At 65.6% G+C, this 20,860-nt stretch carries 21 protein-coding genes; 11 read left to right on the top strand and 10 right to left on the bottom strand.

From position 1 onward, the window contains the following. Positions 1 to 71: 71 nt before the first annotated feature. From ACQ4N9_RS04650 to ACQ4N9_RS04640, 3 genes are all read left to right on the top strand, one after another. Complete coding sequence (locus ACQ4N9_RS04650; RefSeq protein WP_390970512.1) at positions 72 to 983, top strand: LysR family transcriptional regulator; 912 nt, start codon at positions 72 to 74, stop codon at positions 981 to 983. Positions 984 to 1,068: 85 nt separating this feature from the next. Then, positions 1,069 to 1,866 carry an SDR family NAD(P)-dependent oxidoreductase gene (locus ACQ4N9_RS04645; RefSeq protein ID WP_390970510.1) on the top strand — a complete coding sequence of 266 codons (798 nt, stop codon included), beginning with the start codon at positions 1,069 to 1,071 and terminating at the stop codon, positions 1,864 to 1,866. Positions 1,867 to 1,953: 87 nt separating this feature from the next. Next, on the top strand, positions 1,954 to 2,940 hold the full coding sequence (locus tag ACQ4N9_RS04640) for a zinc-binding dehydrogenase (protein WP_390970508.1): 987 nt from the start codon (positions 1,954 to 1,956) through the stop codon (positions 2,938 to 2,940). A 29-nt stretch (positions 2,941 to 2,969) separates the two neighbouring features. Here ACQ4N9_RS04640 and ACQ4N9_RS04635 read toward each other — a convergent pair whose 3' ends face one another. From ACQ4N9_RS04635 to ACQ4N9_RS04620, 4 genes are all read right to left on the bottom strand, one after another. After that, the gene (locus tag ACQ4N9_RS04635) at positions 2,970 to 3,755 is read right to left on the bottom strand and encodes an SDR family oxidoreductase (protein ID WP_390970506.1); all 786 of its coding nucleotides are present in this window, start codon (positions 3,753 to 3,755) and stop codon (positions 2,970 to 2,972) included. A gap of 82 nt (positions 3,756 to 3,837) precedes the next feature. Beyond that, a complete protein-coding gene (locus ACQ4N9_RS04630) occupies positions 3,838 to 5,412 on the bottom strand; it encodes an aldehyde dehydrogenase (NADP(+)) (protein WP_390970504.1) in 1,575 nt (524 codons plus the stop codon). Between the two features lie 28 nt (positions 5,413 to 5,440). Next, entirely contained in the window at positions 5,441 to 5,755 is a 315-nt protein-coding gene (locus ACQ4N9_RS04625) for an NIPSNAP family protein (protein WP_125858593.1), read from the bottom strand. A gap of 56 nt (positions 5,756 to 5,811) precedes the next feature. Then, entirely contained in the window at positions 5,812 to 6,975 is a 1,164-nt protein-coding gene (locus ACQ4N9_RS04620) for an iron-containing alcohol dehydrogenase (protein ID WP_390970502.1), read from the bottom strand. A gap of 280 nt (positions 6,976 to 7,255) precedes the next feature. Here ACQ4N9_RS04620 and ACQ4N9_RS04615 point away from each other — a divergent pair, with 280 nt between their 5' ends. After that, positions 7,256 to 8,557: an MFS transporter gene (locus ACQ4N9_RS04615; protein WP_258706556.1), complete on the top strand. Its 1,302-nt coding sequence runs from the start codon at positions 7,256 to 7,258 to the stop codon at positions 8,555 to 8,557. A gap of 34 nt (positions 8,558 to 8,591) precedes the next feature. On the opposite strand, the gene ACQ4N9_RS04610 is transcribed toward ACQ4N9_RS04615, so the two are convergent. The 4 genes from ACQ4N9_RS04610 to ACQ4N9_RS04595 all read right to left on the bottom strand — a co-directional run bounded on the left by ACQ4N9_RS04610 (position 8,592) and on the right by ACQ4N9_RS04595 (position 11,998). Continuing rightward, positions 8,592 to 9,512 carry a LysR family transcriptional regulator gene (locus ACQ4N9_RS04610; protein ID WP_390970500.1) on the bottom strand — a complete coding sequence of 307 codons (921 nt, stop codon included), beginning with the start codon at positions 9,510 to 9,512 and terminating at the stop codon, positions 8,592 to 8,594. Positions 9,513 to 9,519: 7 nt separating this feature from the next. After that, positions 9,520 to 10,416: a LysR family transcriptional regulator gene (locus tag ACQ4N9_RS04605; RefSeq protein ID WP_390970498.1), complete on the bottom strand. Its 897-nt coding sequence runs from the start codon at positions 10,414 to 10,416 to the stop codon at positions 9,520 to 9,522. Between the two features lie 88 nt (positions 10,417 to 10,504). Beyond that, on the bottom strand, positions 10,505 to 10,915 hold the full coding sequence (locus ACQ4N9_RS04600) for an SRPBCC family protein (protein WP_125858588.1): 411 nt from the start codon (positions 10,913 to 10,915) through the stop codon (positions 10,505 to 10,507). Between the two features lie 72 nt (positions 10,916 to 10,987). After that, entirely contained in the window at positions 10,988 to 11,998 is a 1,011-nt protein-coding gene (locus ACQ4N9_RS04595; RefSeq protein WP_390970496.1) for an aldo/keto reductase, read from the bottom strand. Between the two features lie 201 nt (positions 11,999 to 12,199). Between ACQ4N9_RS04595 and ACQ4N9_RS04590 the strand changes: the two genes are divergently transcribed. Further along, positions 12,200 to 12,697 carry a DUF4019 domain-containing protein gene (locus tag ACQ4N9_RS04590; RefSeq protein ID WP_390970494.1) on the top strand — a complete coding sequence of 166 codons (498 nt, stop codon included), beginning with the start codon at positions 12,200 to 12,202 and terminating at the stop codon, positions 12,695 to 12,697. Here ACQ4N9_RS04590 and paaX read toward each other — a convergent pair whose 3' ends face one another. Continuing rightward, a complete protein-coding gene (gene paaX, locus ACQ4N9_RS04585; RefSeq protein WP_390970492.1) occupies positions 12,698 to 13,621 on the bottom strand; it encodes a phenylacetic acid degradation operon negative regulatory protein PaaX in 924 nt (307 codons plus the stop codon). 59 nt (positions 13,622 to 13,680) lie between these two features. Further along, positions 13,681 to 14,280: a phenylacetic acid degradation protein PaaY gene (gene paaY, locus ACQ4N9_RS04580; RefSeq protein WP_125858585.1), complete on the bottom strand. Its 600-nt coding sequence runs from the start codon at positions 14,278 to 14,280 to the stop codon at positions 13,681 to 13,683. Positions 14,281 to 14,622: 342 nt separating this feature from the next. Between paaY and paaF the strand changes: the two genes are divergently transcribed. The 6 genes from paaF to paaK all read left to right on the top strand — a co-directional run bounded on the left by paaF (position 14,623) and on the right by paaK (position 20,812). Beyond that, the gene (gene paaF / locus ACQ4N9_RS04575; protein ID WP_390970489.1) at positions 14,623 to 15,396 is read left to right on the top strand and encodes a 2,3-dehydroadipyl-CoA hydratase PaaF; all 774 of its coding nucleotides are present in this window, start codon (positions 14,623 to 14,625) and stop codon (positions 15,394 to 15,396) included. 32 nt (positions 15,397 to 15,428) lie between these two features. Beyond that, positions 15,429 to 16,223, top strand: coding sequence for a 2-(1,2-epoxy-1,2-dihydrophenyl)acetyl-CoA isomerase PaaG (gene paaG / locus ACQ4N9_RS04570; RefSeq protein ID WP_390970487.1), 795 nt, complete (start codon positions 15,429 to 15,431; stop codon positions 16,221 to 16,223). Positions 16,224 to 16,225: 2 nt separating this feature from the next. Continuing rightward, the gene (gene paaH, locus ACQ4N9_RS04565) at positions 16,226 to 17,743 is read left to right on the top strand and encodes a 3-hydroxyacyl-CoA dehydrogenase PaaH (protein ID WP_390970485.1); all 1,518 of its coding nucleotides are present in this window, start codon (positions 16,226 to 16,228) and stop codon (positions 17,741 to 17,743) included. Next, a complete protein-coding gene (gene paaI / locus ACQ4N9_RS04560; protein WP_390970483.1) occupies positions 17,736 to 18,185 on the top strand; it encodes a hydroxyphenylacetyl-CoA thioesterase PaaI in 450 nt (149 codons plus the stop codon). The genes paaH and paaI overlap by 8 nt, the downstream gene beginning before the upstream one ends. Further along, complete coding sequence (gene pcaF, locus ACQ4N9_RS04555; protein ID WP_390970481.1) at positions 18,178 to 19,398, top strand: 3-oxoadipyl-CoA thiolase; 1,221 nt, start codon at positions 18,178 to 18,180, stop codon at positions 19,396 to 19,398. The genes paaI and pcaF overlap by 8 nt, the downstream gene beginning before the upstream one ends. Before the next feature lie 94 nt (positions 19,399 to 19,492). Then, positions 19,493 to 20,812, top strand: coding sequence for a phenylacetate--CoA ligase PaaK (paaK, locus tag ACQ4N9_RS04550; protein WP_390970479.1), 1,320 nt, complete (start codon positions 19,493 to 19,495; stop codon positions 20,810 to 20,812). Positions 20,813 to 20,860: the final 48 nt, after the last annotated feature.

The raw sequence follows: 20,860 nt of genomic DNA, 5'->3' as shown, positions 1-20,860 counted from the left end.
CCTGGCGTGCACTGAGGCTGGCCAAATCGGGACCGCCCTCGTAAAACGTGGAGCAGTCCCCTGGAGGTCCCATGCAAGATCTACGTCAGTTGCGCTACTTCGTCGCCGTCGCCGAATGTGAAAACGTCGGCCGCGCGGCGGAGCAGTTACACATTTCCCAATCCCCGCTGAGCCGGCAGATCGCCCAGCTCGAGGACCACCTCGGTCTGGCTCTGTTCGAGCGACGCAACCAACGGCTGTTCCTCACCACTGACGGGCGCACCTTCCTGGCCGAAACCCGTGGCCTGCTCAAGCACGCAGAACGTCTGGAGTCGCTGGGTAAACGCCTGGGCCGCGGCGAGGAAGGCGGCCTGTGTATCGGCTACGTCAACCACGCCATCCATGCCGGCGTGCTGCCCGGCGCTGTGCGGGCCATCCGTGGCAGTCGTCCGCGGATCCACATCGCCCTCTACAACATGACACCGGGCGAGCAGTTCGAAGGCCTGCGTCAACGCAGCCTGGACATCGCCCTGGTCTGCGAGCCCGCGCCCGACAACGATCCCGATCTGCTTGCCCTGCCCGTGCTGGACGACCCCATGCTGCTGGCGATTCCCGCCGAGCACCCACTGGCGACCCAGACCGAACTCACCCCCGCCGACCTGCATGAACAGGAGTGGATCATCACGGGCGGCCAGCCCGACCAGGTCAACAAGCGCGATGACTTCATCGCCCGCTGCGCCGATGCCGGCTTCACCCCACGCCTGTCGCTGGAGGCTACCGACCCGCTGAGTGTGCTCGGATTGGTGTCCGCAGGGCTGGGCCTGGCCATGGTGCAGAGCAGCCTGGCGGCCAGCGCGGGCCCTACCGTGGTATTGCGCCAGCTGGACTGGTTCAGGCCCTGCGTGCGGCTGTGGGCGGCCTGGCACCAGGTGGACCTGCGGCCGATCGTGGGGGTTTTCCGCGAGCAGGTGTTGGCACTGGCCGAACAGACCCAAAAGGTCTGAACCCAGTCGGATTATGTCTTTTACAGTCTTTTAGCGCCTCACTAGCATGGCCTCATCGATGCAACTCACCCACAGGAGCCATTCCATGAACATCGACCTCGGCGGACGCACCGCCATCATCAGCGGCTCGACCGGCGGTATTGGCCTGGCCATCGCTCGCGGCCTGGCCCGTGCCCATGCCGACGTCGTCATCGCCGGCCGTAGCCAGAAATCGGTGGATGCCGCCCTCACCGAACTGCGCGCCCAAGGCGGGCGTGGTCAGGTCCACGGTGTCGTTGCTGACCTGGGCAGCGCCGAAGGCGCCCAGACCCTGATCGACGCCCATCCAAGTGCCGACATTCTGGTCAACAACCTGGGTATCTACGATGACGTCGACTTCTTCGAGGTAGCCGACAGCGAGTGGGCCCGTTTCTACGAAACCAACGTGCTGTCCGGTGTGCGCCTGGCTCGCCACTACGCACCGGCCATGGTCGAAAAAGGCTGGGGGCGGATCCTGTTCATCTCGTCCGAGTCCGGCATTGCCATTCCGGCCGACATGATCAATTACGGCGTGACAAAGGCCGCCAACCTCGCCGTCTCTCACGGCCTGGCCAAGCGCCTGGCAGGTACCGGCGTCACTGTCAACGCAGTACTGCCCGGCCCAACCCTGACCGACGGCGTCGCCAACCTGGTGGCCGACGCTGCCAAGGCCTCCGGCCGCAGCATCCGCGAAGAGGCTGACCATTTCGTGCGCAGCGCCCGTCCGAGCTCGATCATCCAGCGCGCCGCCGAGGTCGACGAAGTCGCCCACCTGGTGGTCTACCTTGCGTCCCCCTACTCCTCCGCCACTACCGGCGCCGCGCTGCGAGTCGACGGCGGTGTGGTCGATAGCCTCGCAATCTGAATCCAGCTTGCTTGAACACAAGGGCCGCACAGCGGCCCTTTGTCATTGATGGCTACCCCTGCCCTCCTACTCTTACGAGGAATCCTTATGCGCAACACCTATCGAGCCTGGGGCTGGACCCCGGACGCCGGCCTGGACGGTCTGCAGCTCATCGACAAACCCCTGCCGCAACCCGGCCCTGGCCAAGTGCTGGTGGCCAACCGCGCCATCGCCCTCAACCCGGTGGACTGGAAAATCTGTGAATGGGGCCATGCCGACTGGCGCCAGGGCACCGTACCGGGCGTGGATGGTGCCGGCATCGTCGCCGCGGTCGGTGAAGGCGTCGACCTGCCACTGGGGACACGCATCGTCTATCACCAGTCGCTGTCCCGCGATGGCAGCTTCGCCGAGTACTGCCTGCTCGACGCCGATCTGGTGATGCAGGTCCCGGGCAACCTCGAAGCCAGCGCCGCTGCCGCGGTGCCTTGCCCCGCGCTGACCGCCTGGCAAGCGCTGGCCAAGGTCGCCAACGGTGCGTCCGGCGATGTACTGGTGGTCGGTGCGGGCGGCGCAGTCGGCTTCTACCTCGCCCAGCTCGCCGTGCAGCGCGGTCTGCGGGTGTGGGCCACTGCTGGCGAAAAACATCATGCCCGCCTCAAGCAAATTGGCGTGATCGAGGTATTCGACTACCGCGCCGGCGACTGGCAGGCACACTTGCAAGCCGCCCTCGGCGAGCGCCCGCTGCACGCGCTGTTCGACACCGTCAGCGGTGTGCATGCCGCAAGCCTGGCCCACCTGTTGGGTTACAACGGCCACCTGGTGTGCATCCAGGATCGCCAGGAAATCGCGCCGCTGGCCGCCTTCAGCACCGCAATCTCACTGCATGAAATAGCCCTCAACAGCATCCATGCCCATGGCCGATTGCTTGATCGCCAGGCGTTGAAGGTCGCAGGGGAGCATTTGCTGCAAATGGTCGCCGAGGGGCGGCTACTGGCGCCGGAGCGCCGGGACTTTGCCTTCGAAGCGCTGCCGCAGGCGTTGCGCCAGCTCAAGGACGGCAGCGCGTCCGGCAAGTGGGTGACGCGGCTGGATTGATCGCTTGCCGTGCACCCGGATGCTGTTGCTCAGAAGGTCCCTGGATAGGCCCCGCCATCGATCAGCAGGTTCTGCCCGGTGATATAGCCCCCAAGGGCACTGCAGAGGAACGCACAATACGCCCCAAACTCTTCGGCATTGCCGAACCGCGCCGCCGGTATCGCCTGGCGGCGTGCCTGAGTCGTCGCCTGCAGGTCGCCGCTTGCCTGGCTCGCAGCCTGCAGGGTCTTGTGCAGGCGTGCCGTGTCGAACGCGCCTGGCAACAAGTTGTTCAAGGTCACATTGCGCCCGGCCAGGCGCTGCTGGCGGGCAAGCCCGGCGATGAAGCCGGTCAGGCCGCTACGTGCACCATTGGACAGGCCCAGGATGTCGATCGGCGCCTTGACCGCGCCGGAGGTAATGTTCACCACCCGGCCAAAGCCACGCTCTGCCATGCCATCCACCACGGCCTTGATCAGTTCGATGGGCGTGAGCATGTTGGCGTCCAGCGCCTTGAGCCAGTCATCCCGGCCCCAGTCACGGAAATCCCCCGGCGGCGGGCCGCCGGCATTGTTGATCAGGATATCGACCTGCGGGCAGGCACTGAGCAGCGCCTGGCGGACCGCAGGCTCGGCCACATCACCGACGACCGTGCCCACCTCGATTGCCGGGAACCGGCTACGCAGCTCGTTAGCAGTCTGCTCCAGGGTAGTGGCGGTACGCGCATTGATCACCAGGTTGACGCCTTCGCCCGCCAGGGCCTCGGCGCAGCCCTTGCCCAGCCCTTGGCTGGCGGCGCAGACGATCGCCCAGCGGCCTTTGATACCTAGATCCATGATCGGCTCCTTAGTGAATGAATCGCGCATAGGTCACGGGCCCTGTCACAAGGACAGGGCCCGTGAAATTGCCCCGATGGTGCTACAACAGCTCGCGGCTGAACACCCCATCCACCAGGCGGTTGATACCCAGCGGATTGGCATTCTTCAATGCATCGGGCAGCAGTGCGTCGGGCAGGTTCTGGTAGCACACCGGCCGCAGGAAGCGGTCGATGGCCAGAGTACCCACCGAAGTGCCACGGGCATCCGACGTGGCCGGGTACGGGCCACCATGAACCATGGCGTCGCTGACCTCGACCCCAGTCGGGTAACCGTTGACCAGCACCCGTCCGACCTTCTCCTCCAGCCGTGCCAGCAGGTCGCCGGCTAAGAGCAGTTCGGCCGGTTCAGCAATCAAGGTGGCGGTCAGTTGACCCCGCAGCCCGGCCAAGGCCCGGTGCAGTTCCTCACGGTCAGCTGCTTCCACCACTACAGTGGCCGGGCCGAACACCTCCTCCTGCAACAGCTCGTCACCTTCCAGCAACAACTGCACATCGGCCTTGAACAATTGCGCGCAAGCCTGAGGGCCGTCATGGCAGATGGCACTCAAGCGCTGAACCTGCGGGTGCGCTGCCAGGGCGCGCAAGCCTGCCGCGTAGCTGGCCAGGGTGCCGGGGTTGAGCATGGTCTGCGCCGGCTGGTCGTCCAATTGCAGGCGCAAGGCCTCGACGAACGCGCTGAATTCGGGTGAGCGCAGGCCAATCACAAGGCCAGGGTTGGTGCAGAACTGCCCTGCCCCTTGCACGACCGACGCGCTCAGCTCGCGGGCGATGGCCTCACCCCGCCGACGCAGCGCCTCGGGCAGCACCAGCACCGGGTTGATGCTGCTCATTTCGGCAAACACCGGGATCGGCTGGGCGCGCGCCGCCGCCAGGTCACACAAGGCCCGGCCGCCCTTGAGCGAGCCGGTAAAACCCACTGCCTGGATCGCCGGATGGCGCACCAGGCGCTCGCCCACGCCACTGCCGAAGATCATGTTGAACACACCCGCCGGCATCTGCGTACGACGGGCCGCGCGCTCGATGGCATCGGCCACCTGCTGGGCCGTGGCCATGTGGCCGCTGTGGGCCTTGACCACCACCGGGCAACCCGCGGCCAGCGCGGCGGCGGTATCGCCGCCGGCGGTGGAGAACGCCAGCGGGAAATTGCTGGCCCCGAACACCGCCACCGGGCCTACGCCCAGGCGGCACTGACGCAGGTCCGGGCGCGGCAGCGGCAGGCGCTGGGGCAAGGCGCGGTCGATACGCGCCCCCAGGTAATCGCCCCTGCGCAGCACCTGGGCGAACAAGCGCAACTGCCCGCTGGTGCGCCCGCGCTCACCATTGATACGCGGTGCCGGCAAGGCGGTCTCGCGCCCGACCAGGGCGATGAAGTCGCTCCCCAGAGCGTCCAGCTCGTCGGCGATGGCCTCCAGGAAGCACGCCCGCCGCTCAGGCGCCAGGGCGCGGTAAACCGGGTAAGCCGTGGCCGCCGCCTGTGCTGCGGCATCCACTTCCGCGTCGGTGGCCTGGTAGAAGAACCCGGGCAGGCGCTCGCCGCTTTGGGCATCGATGCTGCTCAGCAACACCACGCCCAGGCCGCTGCGGCGCCCGCCGATGTAGTTGTATCCGTCGGACATGGAAAATTCGCTCGCAAGAAAAGCAGGATCACTTGATCGGCGAGAACGCCGCCGGCATCAGCAGTTTGGACTCCATGCGGATCAGCATGGGGAAGGCCTTGGGGATGAAGCGCTCGAGCCAGTCGCGGTCCTCGTAGAGCGCGGCGCGGCGACGGATGCGGTCATCCAGGCTTTCATAGGCCCAGATGTGCACCACCTGGTTGAGCTCACCGATCTCGGTGTACCACCAGCCAACCAACGTCGCGTAGCGCGAGATCACCGGCAAACCTTCTTTCTCGAAGTGTTCCAGGTACTCCTTCATCTTGCCGATGTGCAGGGTGTAGGTACGCATTTCATAGAACATGGACAGGGACTCCTGGGCAGGCGTGCCCGCGCGAGGCACGCGTTGGGTAATGGGGTTCAGAGGTTGCCGTGGTAGGCGTCGGTGATCAGTTGCTCGACATCGCGGGCCGTGGTCAGGCGCGGGTTGACCCGCACATTGCCGCTGCGCATGGAGTCGTTGACCATCTGCGCCAGGAACTCCAGGTCCACGCCCAGCTCACGGATGGTCGCGGGGATGCCGATGGCACGGTTCAGTGCCACCACGCGCTCCACCGTGCAGGCCGCAGCCTGCTCCAGGCTCAGGCCGGTGATGTCGGCGCCCATGGCGATGGCGATATCACGGAAACGTTCCGCGCAGGCCGGCAGGTTGAACTTGATCACATAGGGCAGCAGCGCTGCGTTGGCGATGCCGTGGGGGATGTTGAACACGCCACCAAAGGTGTGGGAGATGGCGTGCACGTTGCCCAGCTTGGACTGGGAGAACGCCACGCCAGCCAGGAACGAACCCAGCAGCATCTGCTCCCGGGCGGCCATGTCAGTGCCGACGAAGTAGCACTTCTCCAGGCTCCCCGCGATCATGCGGATCGCCTGCAAGGCCATGGCCTGGCTGATCGGGTTGGCCTGGCGCGATACGTAGGACTCGATGGCGTGGGTCAATGCGTCCATGCCGGTGGCGGCGGTGATCGAAGCCGGCAGGTTCAGGGTCAGTGCAGGGTCCAGGATGGCCAGGCGCGGGAACAGCCGCGGGCTGATGATCACGGTCTTGAACAACGTCTGCTTGTTGGTGAATACCGTCGAGGCGGTGCACTCGCTGCCGGTGCCAGCGGTGGTCGGGATGGCGAAGATCGGCAGCGGCGGGTTGACCAGCCGGTCGTAGCCTTCGTAGTCGAGGATGCTGCCCGGGTTGGTGGCCATCGCCGCCACGCCCTTGGCGGTATCGATGCTGCTGCCGCCACCCACGCCGATCACCGCCTTGCAATCATGCTCACGCAACAGGCGCACGGCTGCGTCGAGGACGTCGGTGCTGGGGTTGGCCTGCACCGCCGAGAACAGGTGGTAGTCGATGCCGGCCTGCTCCAGGGAGGCGAAGAAACCGCCCAGGATGCCAGCGTCGATCAGGCCCTGGTCGGTCACCACCAGCAATGCGCCCTGCACATGGGGTTTGAGCAGCGCGCCGGCCTGGTTGGCCAAGCCTTCGCCGCACTGGGTGATGGTGGGGAAATGGAACTGGAAGTTGCTCATGGAAGATCCTCAGGCACGTGGAGCCGCGTTGTTCTTGTTGAACCCGCCGTGAGTGGCGGCGAGCCGTGCCTGGGCAATCTAGGGGCGATGCAAACGCGCCAGATAATGAAAAGAGCTGATCCGGGGATAACCAACGCTTATCGATAAGCAGGCGTTATCCCTGGATCAGCTCTTTTCATTACCCAGGGCTTGCCAGCGGCTCCAACAATCGGGGCACACACGGCCTGCGCACAGGTTGCGCAGGATGTGCCTCCCGATAATCACAAGAACGAGCACTGCGATGAAGACGACCTCCTCCCCGGCTGCCCTGGCGCTGGACGCCAACGCTCCCATGACCACGGTGCGCTGGCGCATCTTCCTGATCCTGTTGCTGCTCACCGCGATCAACTACATCGACCGCGCCTCGCTGTCGGTGGCCCTGCCGTTGATCGCGCCGGAGTTCAACCTGACACCGGCCATGGAGGGGCTGATGCTCAGCGCGTTCTTCTGGTCGTATGCACTGATGCAGATCCCTGGCGGCCTGTTGCTGGACCGCTTCCACACCCGCGGCATCATCGGCGCCGCGACCATCGCCTGGGGCGCCTTCCAGGCCTTGGGCGCGGTCTCGCATCACTGGCTGGTGCTGCTGTTCACGCGTATCGGCCTGGGTGTGGCCGAATCGCCGATCATGCCCGCAGGCGCCAAGCTCAACGGCTCCTGGCTCACCCCGAACGAGCGCGGCCGCGGCGCGGTGCTGGTCGATGGTGGTGCTCCGCTGGGCAGCGCCCTGGGCGCGATTCTCATCTCCGGGCTGATCGCCTGGCTCGGCTCCTGGCGCCTGGCCTTCGTTGTCGCCGGGGTGGGCACCATCCTGGCCGGCATCCTGGCGTGGAAATACATCCGCAACCACCCCAGCGAGCATCCAGGCGTCAACGAAGCCGAACTGCGCCACATCACCGAAGGCAACGCCAGCGCCCATGCCGCGGCCAAGGCCGGCATTCCCCTGCGCGTGCTGCTCAAGGACCGCTCGATCTTCGCCATGTTCGCCGGCTACAGCTGCATCCTCGCGGTGTTCTACGGCCTGCTGACCTGGATGCCCAGCTACCTGCACAAGGCCCACGGCCTGGACATCTCGGCCATGGGCGGGGCGACCTTCCTGATCTTCATGTGCGGTTTCATCGGCGAGCTGGTCGGCGGCTGGATCGGTGACAAGTGGCGCGCCAGCGGCGCCTCGCCGAACCTGGTGATGCGCTCGATGTTCAGCGGCTCGGCACTGGTCGCGGCGGCGTGCATCCTTGCGGCGGCCTTCGTCGCCAGCACCGGCCCGGTGATCACCCTGCTGTGTGTGGCGATGTTCTTCATTCGTTGGTGCGGCATGTACTGGTGCCTGCCGGCGATCATCGGCGGCCCGTCGCGCACCGGCGTGCTGGGCGGGACCATGAACTTCTGCGGCAACATGGCGGGCGTGCTGGTGCCGATCATCATCGGCCTGATCGTGCAGTTCACCGGCGAGTACTTCTTCGCCTTGATCTTCTTCGTGGTCGCGGCGCTGCTGATTGCCCTGTTCTCGAGCCTGATCGACTACCGCGAGCGGCAGTTCTGACTTTGCCTGGGGCCGCTTTGCGGCCCCTTTGCACTCAGGGCGCGAGCAACTCTTCGACCAGCAGTTGCGCCGCATGGGACAGTGGCGAGCCCACCCGGTGCACCACCCCGAACGGCTCGCTCAACGCCCGCAAGCGCACCGCAAGCGACACCAGCAGGCCACGCTGCTCGGCAAAGGCCGCCACCGCGCTGGGAATCACCGCCACCAGGGTCGGGTCTTCCTCCAGCAACATGAAGGTTGCGAAGGTGGACGAAGTCTCCAGCGGATAGCGCGGCACTTCCACGCCAGCCTCGTTCAACTCGCGCTCCAGGGCCTGGCGCATGGGCATGTTGGCCGGGTAGACGATCCACCGGTAGTGGCTCAGGTCGCCGATTTCCAGGGCCTGCGCACTGGCCAACGGGTGCTGCGGGTGGGCCACCACCGCCAGTGGCTCCTGCGCCAACTCCATGAACACGTAGTCGGACGTATTACGCCCAACGCCGGGACGGCAGATCGCCAGGTCCAGGCGCCCTTCGTCCAGTTGCTCGAGCAGGTTGGCGCTGGTGTTCTCGGCGATTTCCACCGACAACTGCGCCTGCTTGCGCCGCAAGCGCCCCAGCGCCCCCACCAGCATCGGCATGGCCCCCATGATGCTGCCCACCGCCAGGTGCCCGCCCTGCCCCTGCACGATGCCCAGCATCTCGTCGCGCAAATGCCCCAGGTCGCTGTGGATCAACCGCGCATAGCGCACCACACAGCGCCCGGCGTCGTTGGCCACCAGGCCGCTGGGCTGGCGCACGAACAACGGCACGCCGAGGATCTCCTCGACTTCACGCAAGGCCTTGGTCGCACCGGGCTGGGAGATGGCCATGGCCTCGGCGGCCTTGTGCAGCGAGCCGCAGCGATCCAGCTCGATAAGCAGGCGCAACTGACGCAAACGCAGTCGGGCGAAAATACTGTCCAGGGAGGGAATCATAGGGTCCTCAGTACTCTGCGCCAGCCAATACGATCTGACGAAACTCGCCTACTATCGGTCGCAGGTCAACACGGTGCCAGGCTGCCCAGAGGCCGATGCTTTGCTGTAACCATGGCAACTCGCGCAGCACCACCTCAGGGTTGCTGCCACCGCCAATGCTCTGCTGTATCAGCGCCAAGCCTAACCCCGCGGACACCAGCCCCAGCGCACTCAGCGGTTCGGCGGCCTCCAGCCGGATCTGCGGGGTAAAGCCTGCCTCCACGCAACGGGCCATGAAGCGCTCGCGACGGTTGGGGGTCGCGTGCCCGTCGACCATGATCCAGTCCTGCTCGTGAAGATCGGCTGGGTCGATCTGCGCCTTGTCTGCCAGTGGATGCCCAATGGGTAGCGCGAGATAGAGCGGGTCCTGGAATACCGGTACTGCCAGCAGGTCCAGATCCCCCGCCGGTATCGGCTCGCACACCAGCGCGATATCGAGGCTACGCTGGCGCAACCCCTCGAACTGCTCTTGGGCCGTCAGGTTGTAAAGGGCTATATGGATGCCTGGCCGTTCCTCACGCACCTGGCGCAACGCCTTGGGCAACACCCCTGCATGGATGGCGTGGCTGACGTAGCCGATGCACAGCCCGCCCGTCTCGCCCCGGCCCAATCGGCGGCCGAGTGACTCCAGGCGTTCGGCGTGTTTGAGCAGGGCCTTGGCCTCGTACAGGAAGGTGCGACCGTCGGAGGTGATGCGCAGCCGTTGCTGGCTGCGTTCGAACAGCTGCAGCCCTAGGCGCTCCTCAAGCTGGGCAATCTGCCGGCTAAGCGGCGACTGGGAGATGTGCAGTTGCTCTGCCGCCTTGCCCACGTGCTCCAACTCAGCCACGGCGACGAAATAACGGAGTTGTCTGAAGTCCAGCATATGAGTCTTCGAAAATGAGTAAGGCCGTGGAAGCACGGCTCGGGGGGCTGCTCAGGCTTGGGGCCGCTTTGCGGCCCCAAGCCATCCATCAACCTTTCAGTGCTTGCTTCAGTGCAGCCAGGCCATCCTGGTAGATAGTGGCGAACATCGCGCTCGCTTCGGCATCGCTGATACCGACCGGCACGAACGAGCCGGACCATTCCACACGGGCCCCCTGGCCTACCGAGACCACGCGCAGGGTCGACTGGTAGTCGCGAACCGGTGCCGGGCCTTGAAGGATGGTGTAGCTGTAGCTGCGCCCGGCTTCGTTGAAGTCCAGCAGACGCTCGATGATGGTGTCGCCGTCGATGCTCTTGAGCGTGCGCACGCGGCCGCCTTCGCTCAGGGTGCTTTGTGGAATGAACGGCAGCCAGTCGGGCAGTGCGTCGAAGCCGCCAATCAGTTGCCAGACACGGTCGGCATTGATGTCAAGGTCGATGGACGATTGTGCAGTAGCCATGATGTTTCTCCTGGGGTTCACCCCCGATGATGCGTTAAGAACAGGGCCGCGACGCGGCCCCGCAAAGTCAGTTCAAACGGTTGGAACAGGCGCCAGGGTGTTGATCAGGCCTTGTTGACGCAGGTCATTCCAGAACGCGCTGGGGATGACAGCGCTCAGGGCTGCATGGTCTTCGTTGGCGTGCAGCGGACGGGTCGAGCCCGGGATTGCTGCGACCACGGCCGGGTGGGCCAGGGCGAATTGCAGAGCGGCGGCCTTGACGTCGACACCGTGGGCACGGGCGACCGCACGAATGCGTTCGAGCTTCTCCAGCACCGCCTGGGTGGCCTTCTGGTATTCGAAGTGCTCGCCACCGGCAGTGACGCCAGAGCTGTATGGGCCGCCGACGACGATGCCAACGCCCTGCTCCACGGCTTGCGGCATGACACGTTGCAGGGCGCGATCGTGATCCAGCAGCGAGTAACGACCGGCGAGCAGGAAGCCGTCTGGACGCGGCTCGTCCAGGTCGAGGGTCAGCTCGATCGGCTCGACCCGGTTCACACCCAGGCCCCACGCCTTGATCACGCCTTCTTCACGCAGGCGGGTGAGGGCTCGGAAGGCCCCTTTGCGTGCGGTTTCGAAACGCTCCAGCCACTCGTCACCATAGAAGTCCTGGGCGATGTCGTGGATCCAGACGATGTCCAGGCGGTCGGTCTTCAGGCGACGCAGGCTGTCCTCGATGGAGCGCAGGGTGGCGTCGGCGCTGTAGTCGTTGACGATGCGGTTGCGGTTGCCGTGTTCGAACAAGCCGCTCTTCTCGCCCAGCTCACGGCTGGTAGGGTCTTCCAGTTCGTCGAGGATGATCCGGCCGACCTTGGTGCTGAGCACGTACTCGTCACGCGGACGACCGACCAGGGCGTTGCCCAGACGCGATTCGGAGAGGCCGGCACCGTAGAACGGCGCGGTGTCGAAGTAGCGCACACCGTTGTTCCAGGCGGCGTCGACAGTGGCTTGCACCTCGGCCTCCGGCACATTGCGGAACATGTTGCCCAGGGGTGCGGTGCCGAAGCCCAGTGGATTGGCGATAAGGGATTTGAGGTTCATCTGGATTTTCCTGATTAGGGGAGTTGGTTATGAACTCCGATGGCGGCAATCCTATTGCGCCCCTACCAAGATCGTCCAAGTCATAATTCGACAGACTTGAGACCTTTTGAGCAATGTGCTGTGTATGGCCTTGCGGGTGTCCAACGCGCCCGGTTTTCGGTTTAATAGCCCGCTGACCCCCTCTACTCTCGAGGCTTTTGCATGAAGCATGGTGTTTTACTGGTCGGTTTGCTGTTGCTCGCAGGCTGTGATGTTTCCATCAATACCAACGCTCCCGCAACGAATGCGTCGGCGGTAGTGCTCTCCCAGCCTGGCTCTGCGCAACAGCAGAAACAGATAGCGGAAACGGCGAACGAGTTCCTGCTATTGCTGGACGCGGGAAGAGCCGACATGACCTGGACGTCGGCAGGCTCAGTACTCAAGGCAGCTACCACCGAGCCAAACTGGGTCAAAGGCATCAGCGGATTACGCATGGGGCTTGGCGAGCTGCAGCAGCGTAATCAATACCAGGTGGCGTTCACCAAACAACTGCCCGATGCGCCGCCTGGTCATTACGCGGCCGTCCAGACCCAATCAACCTTTGCAAACATGACCGTCACCGAGGCCGTGCTGCTCAGCGAAGAAGCCGATCAATGGCGCGTTGTCGGCTACAACATCAGCAAAGCCGTCGAGGTTTCCGCAGGGATTCGGCTGTTCTAGTCAGCTCAACCCACCGAACCTTTTGTAGTAGCTGCTGTTGGCATCCGGCAGCGGCCCGTCCGCGGTCTCCAGCGCCGTGGCAAGGTATTCTTCTGCCTTGCCCTGCACCAGCCGATACAGGTTGCGGCACAGTTGCCGAGCCGCTCGGCCTTCCCAGTCGCCCGGCAACAACTCATCCGGCAGTTGCGGATCGCGCAGCAGCAGGCGGCGGTACTCGTGGATGAGCAAGGTGCGGGCCAGGAAGCAGTCTGCGGCATCGGGCGCCTCCAACTCTTTCATCGCCTGCCACAAGGGGCGGAACAAGCGAATGAACTCGCTGTAATGCTGCCCGAGTTCATCGATGTTCCAGCTCTCGCGCACCTGGGCGCGCAGGGCCTTGGAGGCCAGCACTTCCTGGGCATGGGTCTCGAACACGATGCTGTCATCCTCGGCGTCCAACTCGCGCAGTGTCGCCGCAAGGTCGGCCCGGTCGCTGCGTGGGCAGCCCAGCAGGTTCGGGCCCATGGCGCCGAAACCTTGCCACTCCAGCTCTTCACGCACGGCTTTGCGCTTGGCGGCATCGAGCTGCGACAGCAGCACCAGCGTCCACGCGCCGTTCCAGGCCGGCAGGTTGGCGCTGTAGACACGCTTGAAGGCTTTCTCGAAACGCCGCCGGCCGGTGCCGGTCAGGCTGTAGTAGCTGCGCCGACCCACCTTCTCGGCGGTCAGCCAGCCTTCCTTGGTCAGGCGAAAGATCGAGGTACGGATCAGCCGCTCATTGATGCCCATCGGCTCCAGCAGGTTGATCAGGCTACCCAGCCAGACCGTGCCGCCATGGGGTTCGATGGCATCGCCATAGAGCGTGATGATCAGCGAGCTGGCGCGGATCGGCGTCTGCTCCTGGAAGCGGGTGATCAGGTGATTCAGGGGGGCAAGGCTGCTCATGAGGGGGCGCGGCGCGGCTAAAGCCTCGACTATACCTGCCTGCCGTGGCCGTGCAAGGTTCATGCGCCACCCTCGGCCTTGGGCCGGAAACCTGAATCACCCATGCGCGGGCGCTGCGCCTCTGCTTCGCTCAATGGCGGGCACTCCACCATCGAGGCCATACAACGTCGGGTCAGGGCATGGTACTGGGCAGTGCCGCGTTGCTTCCAGGCCAGCTCCTGGTCGCTGAGCGAGCGCTTGACCTCGGCCGGCGCCCCCACCACCAGGCTCTGCTCCGGACACTGGAAGCCGGCCTTGACGAAGGCCGTGGCGGCGACGATGCAGCGCGGCGCGATATGCGCCCCATCCATCACCACCGCGTTCATCCCCACCAAGGCATCCTCGCCCACCCGGCAACCGTGCAACACCGCGCCGTGGCCGACGTGGCCATTGCGCTCCACCACCGTGTCGCCCCCGGGGAAGCCATGCATCACGCAGGTGTCCTGCAGGTTGGCGCCGTGCTCCAGGACGATACGCCCGAAGTCGCCTCGCAATGAGGCCAGCGGGCCGACATAACAATCGGGGCCGATGATCACATCACCGATCAGGACTGCGCTGGGATGGACATAGGCGCTGGGATGAACCACAGGGGTCAGGCCGTCGAGGCGGTAGCTGGGCATAGGTTGTTTCTCAATGTGATTCGGATGACAAGCTGATCCTGTATCACTTCACATGCTTCAGTCAATTCATCCTGACGTGTATCGCTTTGGTGGCTGCGATTCATTGCCGGTAAACCAGCTTCCAAAGGCCTAATCGCTAGCTTATAGGCTCTATATTCTATGAGGATCGGCTTGTCGGCGATGCAGCGCTCGAGCGAGGCTAAAAACAAAATGAGATACATAGATGCGATTTATCTATTGCATTATGGTATCGCTTTCAACCTATACTTGCCCCAGCACCGCCAACAACTCCAAGAAAAGCCAGCCCCAGCTGGCGCCGAACGTGCAGCCTGAGGTACCACCATGCCCAGCAACCTCCTTGTGCAGCCCCCAGCGGACGGCGTCCGTCTGATCACCCTGCACCGCCCACAAGCCCTCAACGCCTTGAGCACCGAGCTGCTGGCCGAGCTAGCCACCGAACTCGACGCCGCAGAACGCGACGAACACACCCGCGCCGTGATCGTCACCGGCAGCCGCAAGGCCTTCGCCGCCGGCGCCGATGTCAACGAAATGGCCGAGCGCGACCTGGTCGGTATCCTCAACGACCCCCGCGTCTCCCACTGGCAACGCATCGCCGCCTTCGCCAAGCCACTGATCGCCGCCGTCAACGGCTACGCACTGGGTGGCGGCTGCGAACTGGTGATGTGCGCCGATATCGTCATTGCCGGCAGCGATGCACGGTTCGGCCAACCCGAAATCAACCTCGGCATCATCCCCGGCGCCGGCGGTACCCAGCGCCTGCTGCGCGCAGTGGGCAAGCCGCTGGCCATGCAGATGGTGCTCAGCGGCGAGGCCATCGACGCCCGCCATGCCTTGCAGGCCGGCCTGGTCAGCGAAGTCACCGAGCCTGAACTGACGGTCGAGCGCGCCCTGCAGGTGGCCCGCGCCATCGCCGCCAAGGCGCCGCTGGCCGTGCGCCTGGCCAAGGAGGCGCTGCTCAAGGCCCAGAACACCGACCTGGCCAGCGGCCTGCGTTTCGAGCGTCACGCTTTCACCCTGCTGGCCGGCACTGCCGACCGCAATGAAGGCATCCGCGCCTTCCAGGAAAAACGCCCGGCCCGCTTCCTCGGCCAGTGACCCCTCCCCTCCACCGACGGAGCGCTTCCAGCATGCCTTTCCAGCACATCCTGTTTTCCATCGACGACGACGGCGTCGCCTTGCTCAGCCTCAACCGACCCGAGCAACTGAACAGCTTCAACAGCGCCATGCACCTGGAAGTGCGCGAAGCCCTCAAGCAGGTGCGCCAGAGCGAACATGCCCGAGTACTGCTGCTGACCGGGGAAGGCCGCGGCTTCTGCGCAGGCCAGGACCTGTCCGATCGCAATGTCGCCCCCGGCGCCGAGATGCCCGACCTGGGCGAGTCCATCGAAAAGTTCTACAACCCCCTGGTGCGCAGCCTGCGCGACCTGCCGCTGCCGGTGATCTGTGCCGTCAATGGCGTGGCCGCCGGCGCCGGCGCCAACCTGCCGCTGGCCTGCGACCTGGTGCTGGCAGCGCGTTCCGCCAGTTTCATCCAGGCGTTCTGCAAGATCGGCCTGGTTCCCGACTCCGGCGGCACCTGGCTGCTGCCGCGCCTGATCGGCATGGCCCGGGCCAAGGCGCTGGCATTGCTCGGTGAGCGCCTGAGCGCCGAACAGGCCGAACAGTGGGGGCTGATCCATCGGGTGGTCGACGACGCCGCCCTGCGCGACGAAGCCCTGACCCTGGCCCGCCAGCTGGCGGCCCAGCCCACCTACGGCCTGGCCCTGATCAAGCGCGCACTGAACCAGAGCTACGACAACCGTTTTGACCAACAGCTGGAGCTGGAGCGCGACCTGCAGCGCCTGGCCGGGCGCAGCGAGGACTACCGCGAAGGCGTCAGCGCCTTCATGAACAAGCGCGCCCCCGCGTTCAAGGGGCGTTGATCATGGCTGCACTCGACCGAAACACGCTGGTGGCAGTCATTGGTGCCGGTGCCATGGGCGCTGGGATCGCCCAAGTAGCCGCCCAGGCCGGCCATCCGGTTCGCCTCTACGACAACCGCCCAGGCGCCGCCGCGCAAGCCGTTGAAGGCATCGACCGGCAACTCGGCCGCCTGGTGGAAAAAGGCAAGCTGCCGGCCACCGAGCGCGCAGCCATCAGCGCCCGCCTGCTGCCAGTGGAAACCCTCGATGCCCTCGCACCCGCGCGCCTGGTCATCGAAGCCATCGTCGAGAGCCTGTCGATCAAACAAGGCCTGCTGCACCAGCTCGAAGCCGTGTGTGGCGAAGACTGCATCCTCGCCAGCAACACCTCGTCACTGTCGATCACCAGCCTGGCCGCCGGCCTCAAGCGCCCACAGCAAGTGATCGGCATGCACTTCTTCAACCCGGCGCCGTTGATGGCTCTGGTGGAGATTGTCTCAGGCCTGGCCAGCGATCCCGCCGCCGCCGCCACCTTGTATGAAACGGCCAAAGCCTGGGGCAAGGAGCCGGTGCACACGCAATCTACGCCGGGCTTCATCGTCAACCGCGTGGCACGCCCTTTCTATGCCGAAAGCCTGCGCCTGCTGCAGGAAGGCGCCGCCGACTGTGCCACTCTCGACGCCCTGCTGCGTGAGGCTGGCGGTTTTCGCATGGGCGCTTTCGAGCTCACCGACCTGATCGGGCATGACGTCAACTACGCCGTGACCTGCTCAGTGTTCGAGGCCTTCTATGGCGACTTGCGCTTCCAGCCGTCGCTGGTGCAGAAGGCGCTGGTGGATGCCGGGCGCCTGGGGCGCAAGTCCGGGCAGGGCTTCTATAGCTATGCCGAGGGTGCGCAAAGGCCGCAACCGCTCACCCTGGCCAGCCAGGCGAATGTGGATTGCTGCGTGGCAGAAGGCGACCTTGGCGTGCTGCGCATCCTGGTGGAGCGCTTGCGCGGCGCAGGTATCAGCGTGACCGAACGCGCAGGCACAGGCTTGCTGCGGGTCGGCGACGCCACCCTGGCGCTTTCCGACGGTCGCCTGGCCAGCCAGCGTGCCCGCGAGGACGGCCTGAGCAATCTGGTCCTGCTCGATCTGGCCCAGGACTATGCCAGCGCTACCCGCCTTGCCATCAGCCACGCCGCCAACTGCACCGCCGAGGCTCGCGACCAGGCTATCGCCTTGCTGCGCAGCGCCGGGCTCGAGGTCAGCGCCGTTGCCGACCTGCCCGGCCTGGTGGTGCTGCGCACCGTCGCCATGCTCGCCAACGAAGCGGCCGACGCCGTGCTGCAAGGGGTTGGCACGCCGCAAGACATCGACCTGGCCATGCGCGCCGGGGTCAATTACCCCCGTGGCCCGCTGGCCTGGGCCGACAGCCTCGGTGTCGGCTACACCCTGCGCGTGCTCGACAACCTGCAACGCAGCTACGGCGAGGAACGCTACCGCCCTTCCCTGCTGCTACGCCGCACCCACGCCCAAGGAGGCCGCCTGCATGCCTGATCTGTCCCCCAAAGCCCTGGCGCGTGCCTGCGCCGAGGCCATGTTCGCCCGTGACGCAGCTAGCCAGGGCCTGGGCATCGAGCTGCTCGACGCCGGCCCCGGCAGCGCGCGCCTGGCCATGACCGTACGCGCCGACATGATCCAGGGCCACGGCACCTGCCATGGCGGCTTTCTGTTTGCCCTGGCCGACTCGGCCTTTGCCTTCGCCTGCAACAGCCATGACGAAGCCACCGTGGCCCTGGGTTGCAGCATCGACTACGTCGCTGCGGCCAAACATGGCGACCAGCTCGTCGCCAGCGCGACTGAACTGAGCCGCAAAGGCCGCACCGGCAACTACGACGTGCGCATCGAAAACCAGCATGGCGAGCTGATCGCCCTGTTCCACGGCAAATCCTACAAGGTGCGCGGCAGCGTGCTGGCACCGGAGAACACCCATGACTGACACCCGCCAGCCCTACGCACTGATCATCGACGCGGTGCGCACCCCCATTGGTCGCTACGGCGGCGCCCTGTCCAGCGTGCGCCCCGATGACCTGGCCGCAGTACCGCTCAAGGCACTGATGGCGCGCCACCCCGAACTGGACTGGAGCCAGGTCGACGATGTGATCCTCGGCTGCGCCAACCAGGCCGGCGAAGACAACCGCAACGTCGCGCGCATGGCCAGCCTGCTGGCCGGGTTGCCGATCAGCGTGCCCGGCACCACCCTCAACCGCCTCTGCGGCTCGGGCCTGGACGCCATCGGCAATGCCGCCCGCGCCCTGCGTTGCGGCGAAGCCGGGCTGATGCTGGCCGGCGGGGTCGAGTCGATGTCGCGGGCGCCGTTCGTGATGGGCAAATCCGAGCAGGCCTTCGGCCGCAGCGCCGAGCTGTACGACACCACCATCGGCTGGCGATTCGTCAACAAGCTGATGCAAGCGCAATACGGCATCGACTCGATGCCCGAGACCGCCGAGAACGTCGCCGAGCAGTTCGGCATCAGTCGTGCGGACCAGGACGCCTTTGCCCTGCGCAGCCAGCACAAGGCCGCCGCTGCCCAGGCCAGCGGGCGCCTGGCCGAGGAGATCGTGCCGGTCGAGATCCCCCAGCGCAAAGGCCCGGCCAAATCCATCGAGCACGACGAACACCCCCGTGGCGACACCACCCTCGAGCAACTGGCGCGCCTGGGTACGCCGTTCCGTGAGGGCGGCAGCGTCACCGCCGGCAATGCCTCCGGGGTCAACGACGGCGCCTGCGCGCTGCTGCTGGCCAGCCCCGAGGCCGCCCGCCGGCACAACCTCAAGGCCCGCGGCCGGGTACTGGGGCTGGCGGTGGCCGGGGTCGAACCGCGCATCATGGGCATCGGGCCAGTGCCGGCAACCCGCAAGGTGCTGGAGCTGACCGGCCTGGCGCTGGCCGACATGGACGCCATCGAGCTCAACGAAGCCTTCGCCGCCCAGGGCCTAGCCGTGTTGCGCGAACTGGGCCTGGCTGACGACGACCCTCGGGTCAACCCCAATGGCGGCGCCATCGCCCTGGGCCACCCGCTGGGCATGAGCGGTGCGCGGCTGGTCACCACCGCCTTGCACCAGCTTGAACAAACCGGCGGCCGCTACGCCCTGTGCACCATGTGCATCGGCGTGGGCCAAGGCATCGCCCTGGTGATCGAGCGCCTCTGATCAGCCGCCCAGAGACGCCATGCAACGCGGGCAGTATGCTGCCCCCATGACACTCAGGGCCCCGGCCCACGACAAGAACAATTCGAGTGAGACCATGAACCACTACGCCAAAGCCGAACGCGCCCTGCTCGACCCGATGGAAACCGCCAGCCTCGACGCGCTGCGCCAGCACCAGCTGGAGCGCCTGCGCTGGAGCCTGCTGCACGCCTACCAGAACGTTCCTTTGTACCGCCAGCGCTTCGACGCCTGCGGCGCCCACCCGGACGACCTGCACACACTGGACGACCTGGCCAAGTTCCCCTTCACCGGCAAGAACGACCTGCGCGACAACTACCCTTACGGCATGTTCGCCGTGCCCCAGGACCAGGTGGTGCGCCTGCATGCGTCCAGCGGCACCACCGGCAAGCCGACCGTGGTCGGCTACACCCAGAACGACATCGACACCTGGGCCAACGTGGTGGCGCGCTCGATCCGCGCCGCCGGCGGGCGCAAGGGCGACAAGGTGCATGTCTCCTACGGCTACGGCCTGTTCACCGGCGGCCTCGGCGCCCACTACGGCGCAGAGCGCCTGGGCTGCACGGTGATCCCCATGTCTGGTGGCCAGACTGAAAAGCAGGTGCAGCTGATCCGCGACTTCCAGCCCGACATCATCATGGTCACGCCGTCGTACATGCTCAACCTGGCCGACGAGATCGAGCGCCAGGGCATTGCCCCCGAAGACCTCAAGTTGCGCCTGGGCATCTTCGGTGCCGAGCCCTGGACCGATGAACTGCGCCGCTCCATCGAGCAGCGCCTGGGCATTAACGCCCTGGACATCTATGGCCTGTCGGAAATCATGGGCCCAGGCGTGGCCATGGAATGCATCGAGACCAAGGACGGCCCGACCATCTGGGAAGACCACTTCTACCCCGAGATCATCGACCCGGTGACCGGCGCCGTGCTGCCGGACGGCCAGCTCGGCGAGCTGGTGTTCACCTCGCTGAGCAAGGAGGCGCTGCCGATGGTGCGCTACCGCACCCGCGACCTCACCCGCCTGCTGCCCGGTACCGCCCGACCGATGCGGCGCATCGGCAAGATCACCGGGCGCAGCGACGACATGCTGATCATCCGCGGGGTCAACGTGTTCCCCACGCAGATCGAAGAGCAGGTGCTAAAAATCAAACAGCTTTCAGAGCTATATGAGATCCATCTGTATCGTAATGGAAACCTCGACAGCGTCGAGGTGCATGTGGAGTTGCGCGCTGACAGCCAGTACCTGGATGAAGGCCAGCGCAAGCAGGTGGTGGGTGAGCTGGCGAAGCAGATCAAGACCTATATCGGCATCAGCACCCAGGTGCACCTGCAGCCGTGCGGGGCGCTGAAGCGTTCCGAGGGCAAGGCTTGCCACGTGTACGACAAGCGTTTGGCCAGCTGATTCGGCAGCTGCCCATCGAGCCCCGGCATGGTCCGGGGCTTTTTTTCG

Source organism: Pseudomonas sp. ES1, from assembly GCF_050586605.1.
GTDB classification, from domain to species: Bacteria; Pseudomonadota; Gammaproteobacteria; order Pseudomonadales; family Pseudomonadaceae; genus Aquipseudomonas; species Aquipseudomonas sichuanensis.
This window is presented reverse-complemented; position numbering and strand designations above follow the sequence as displayed.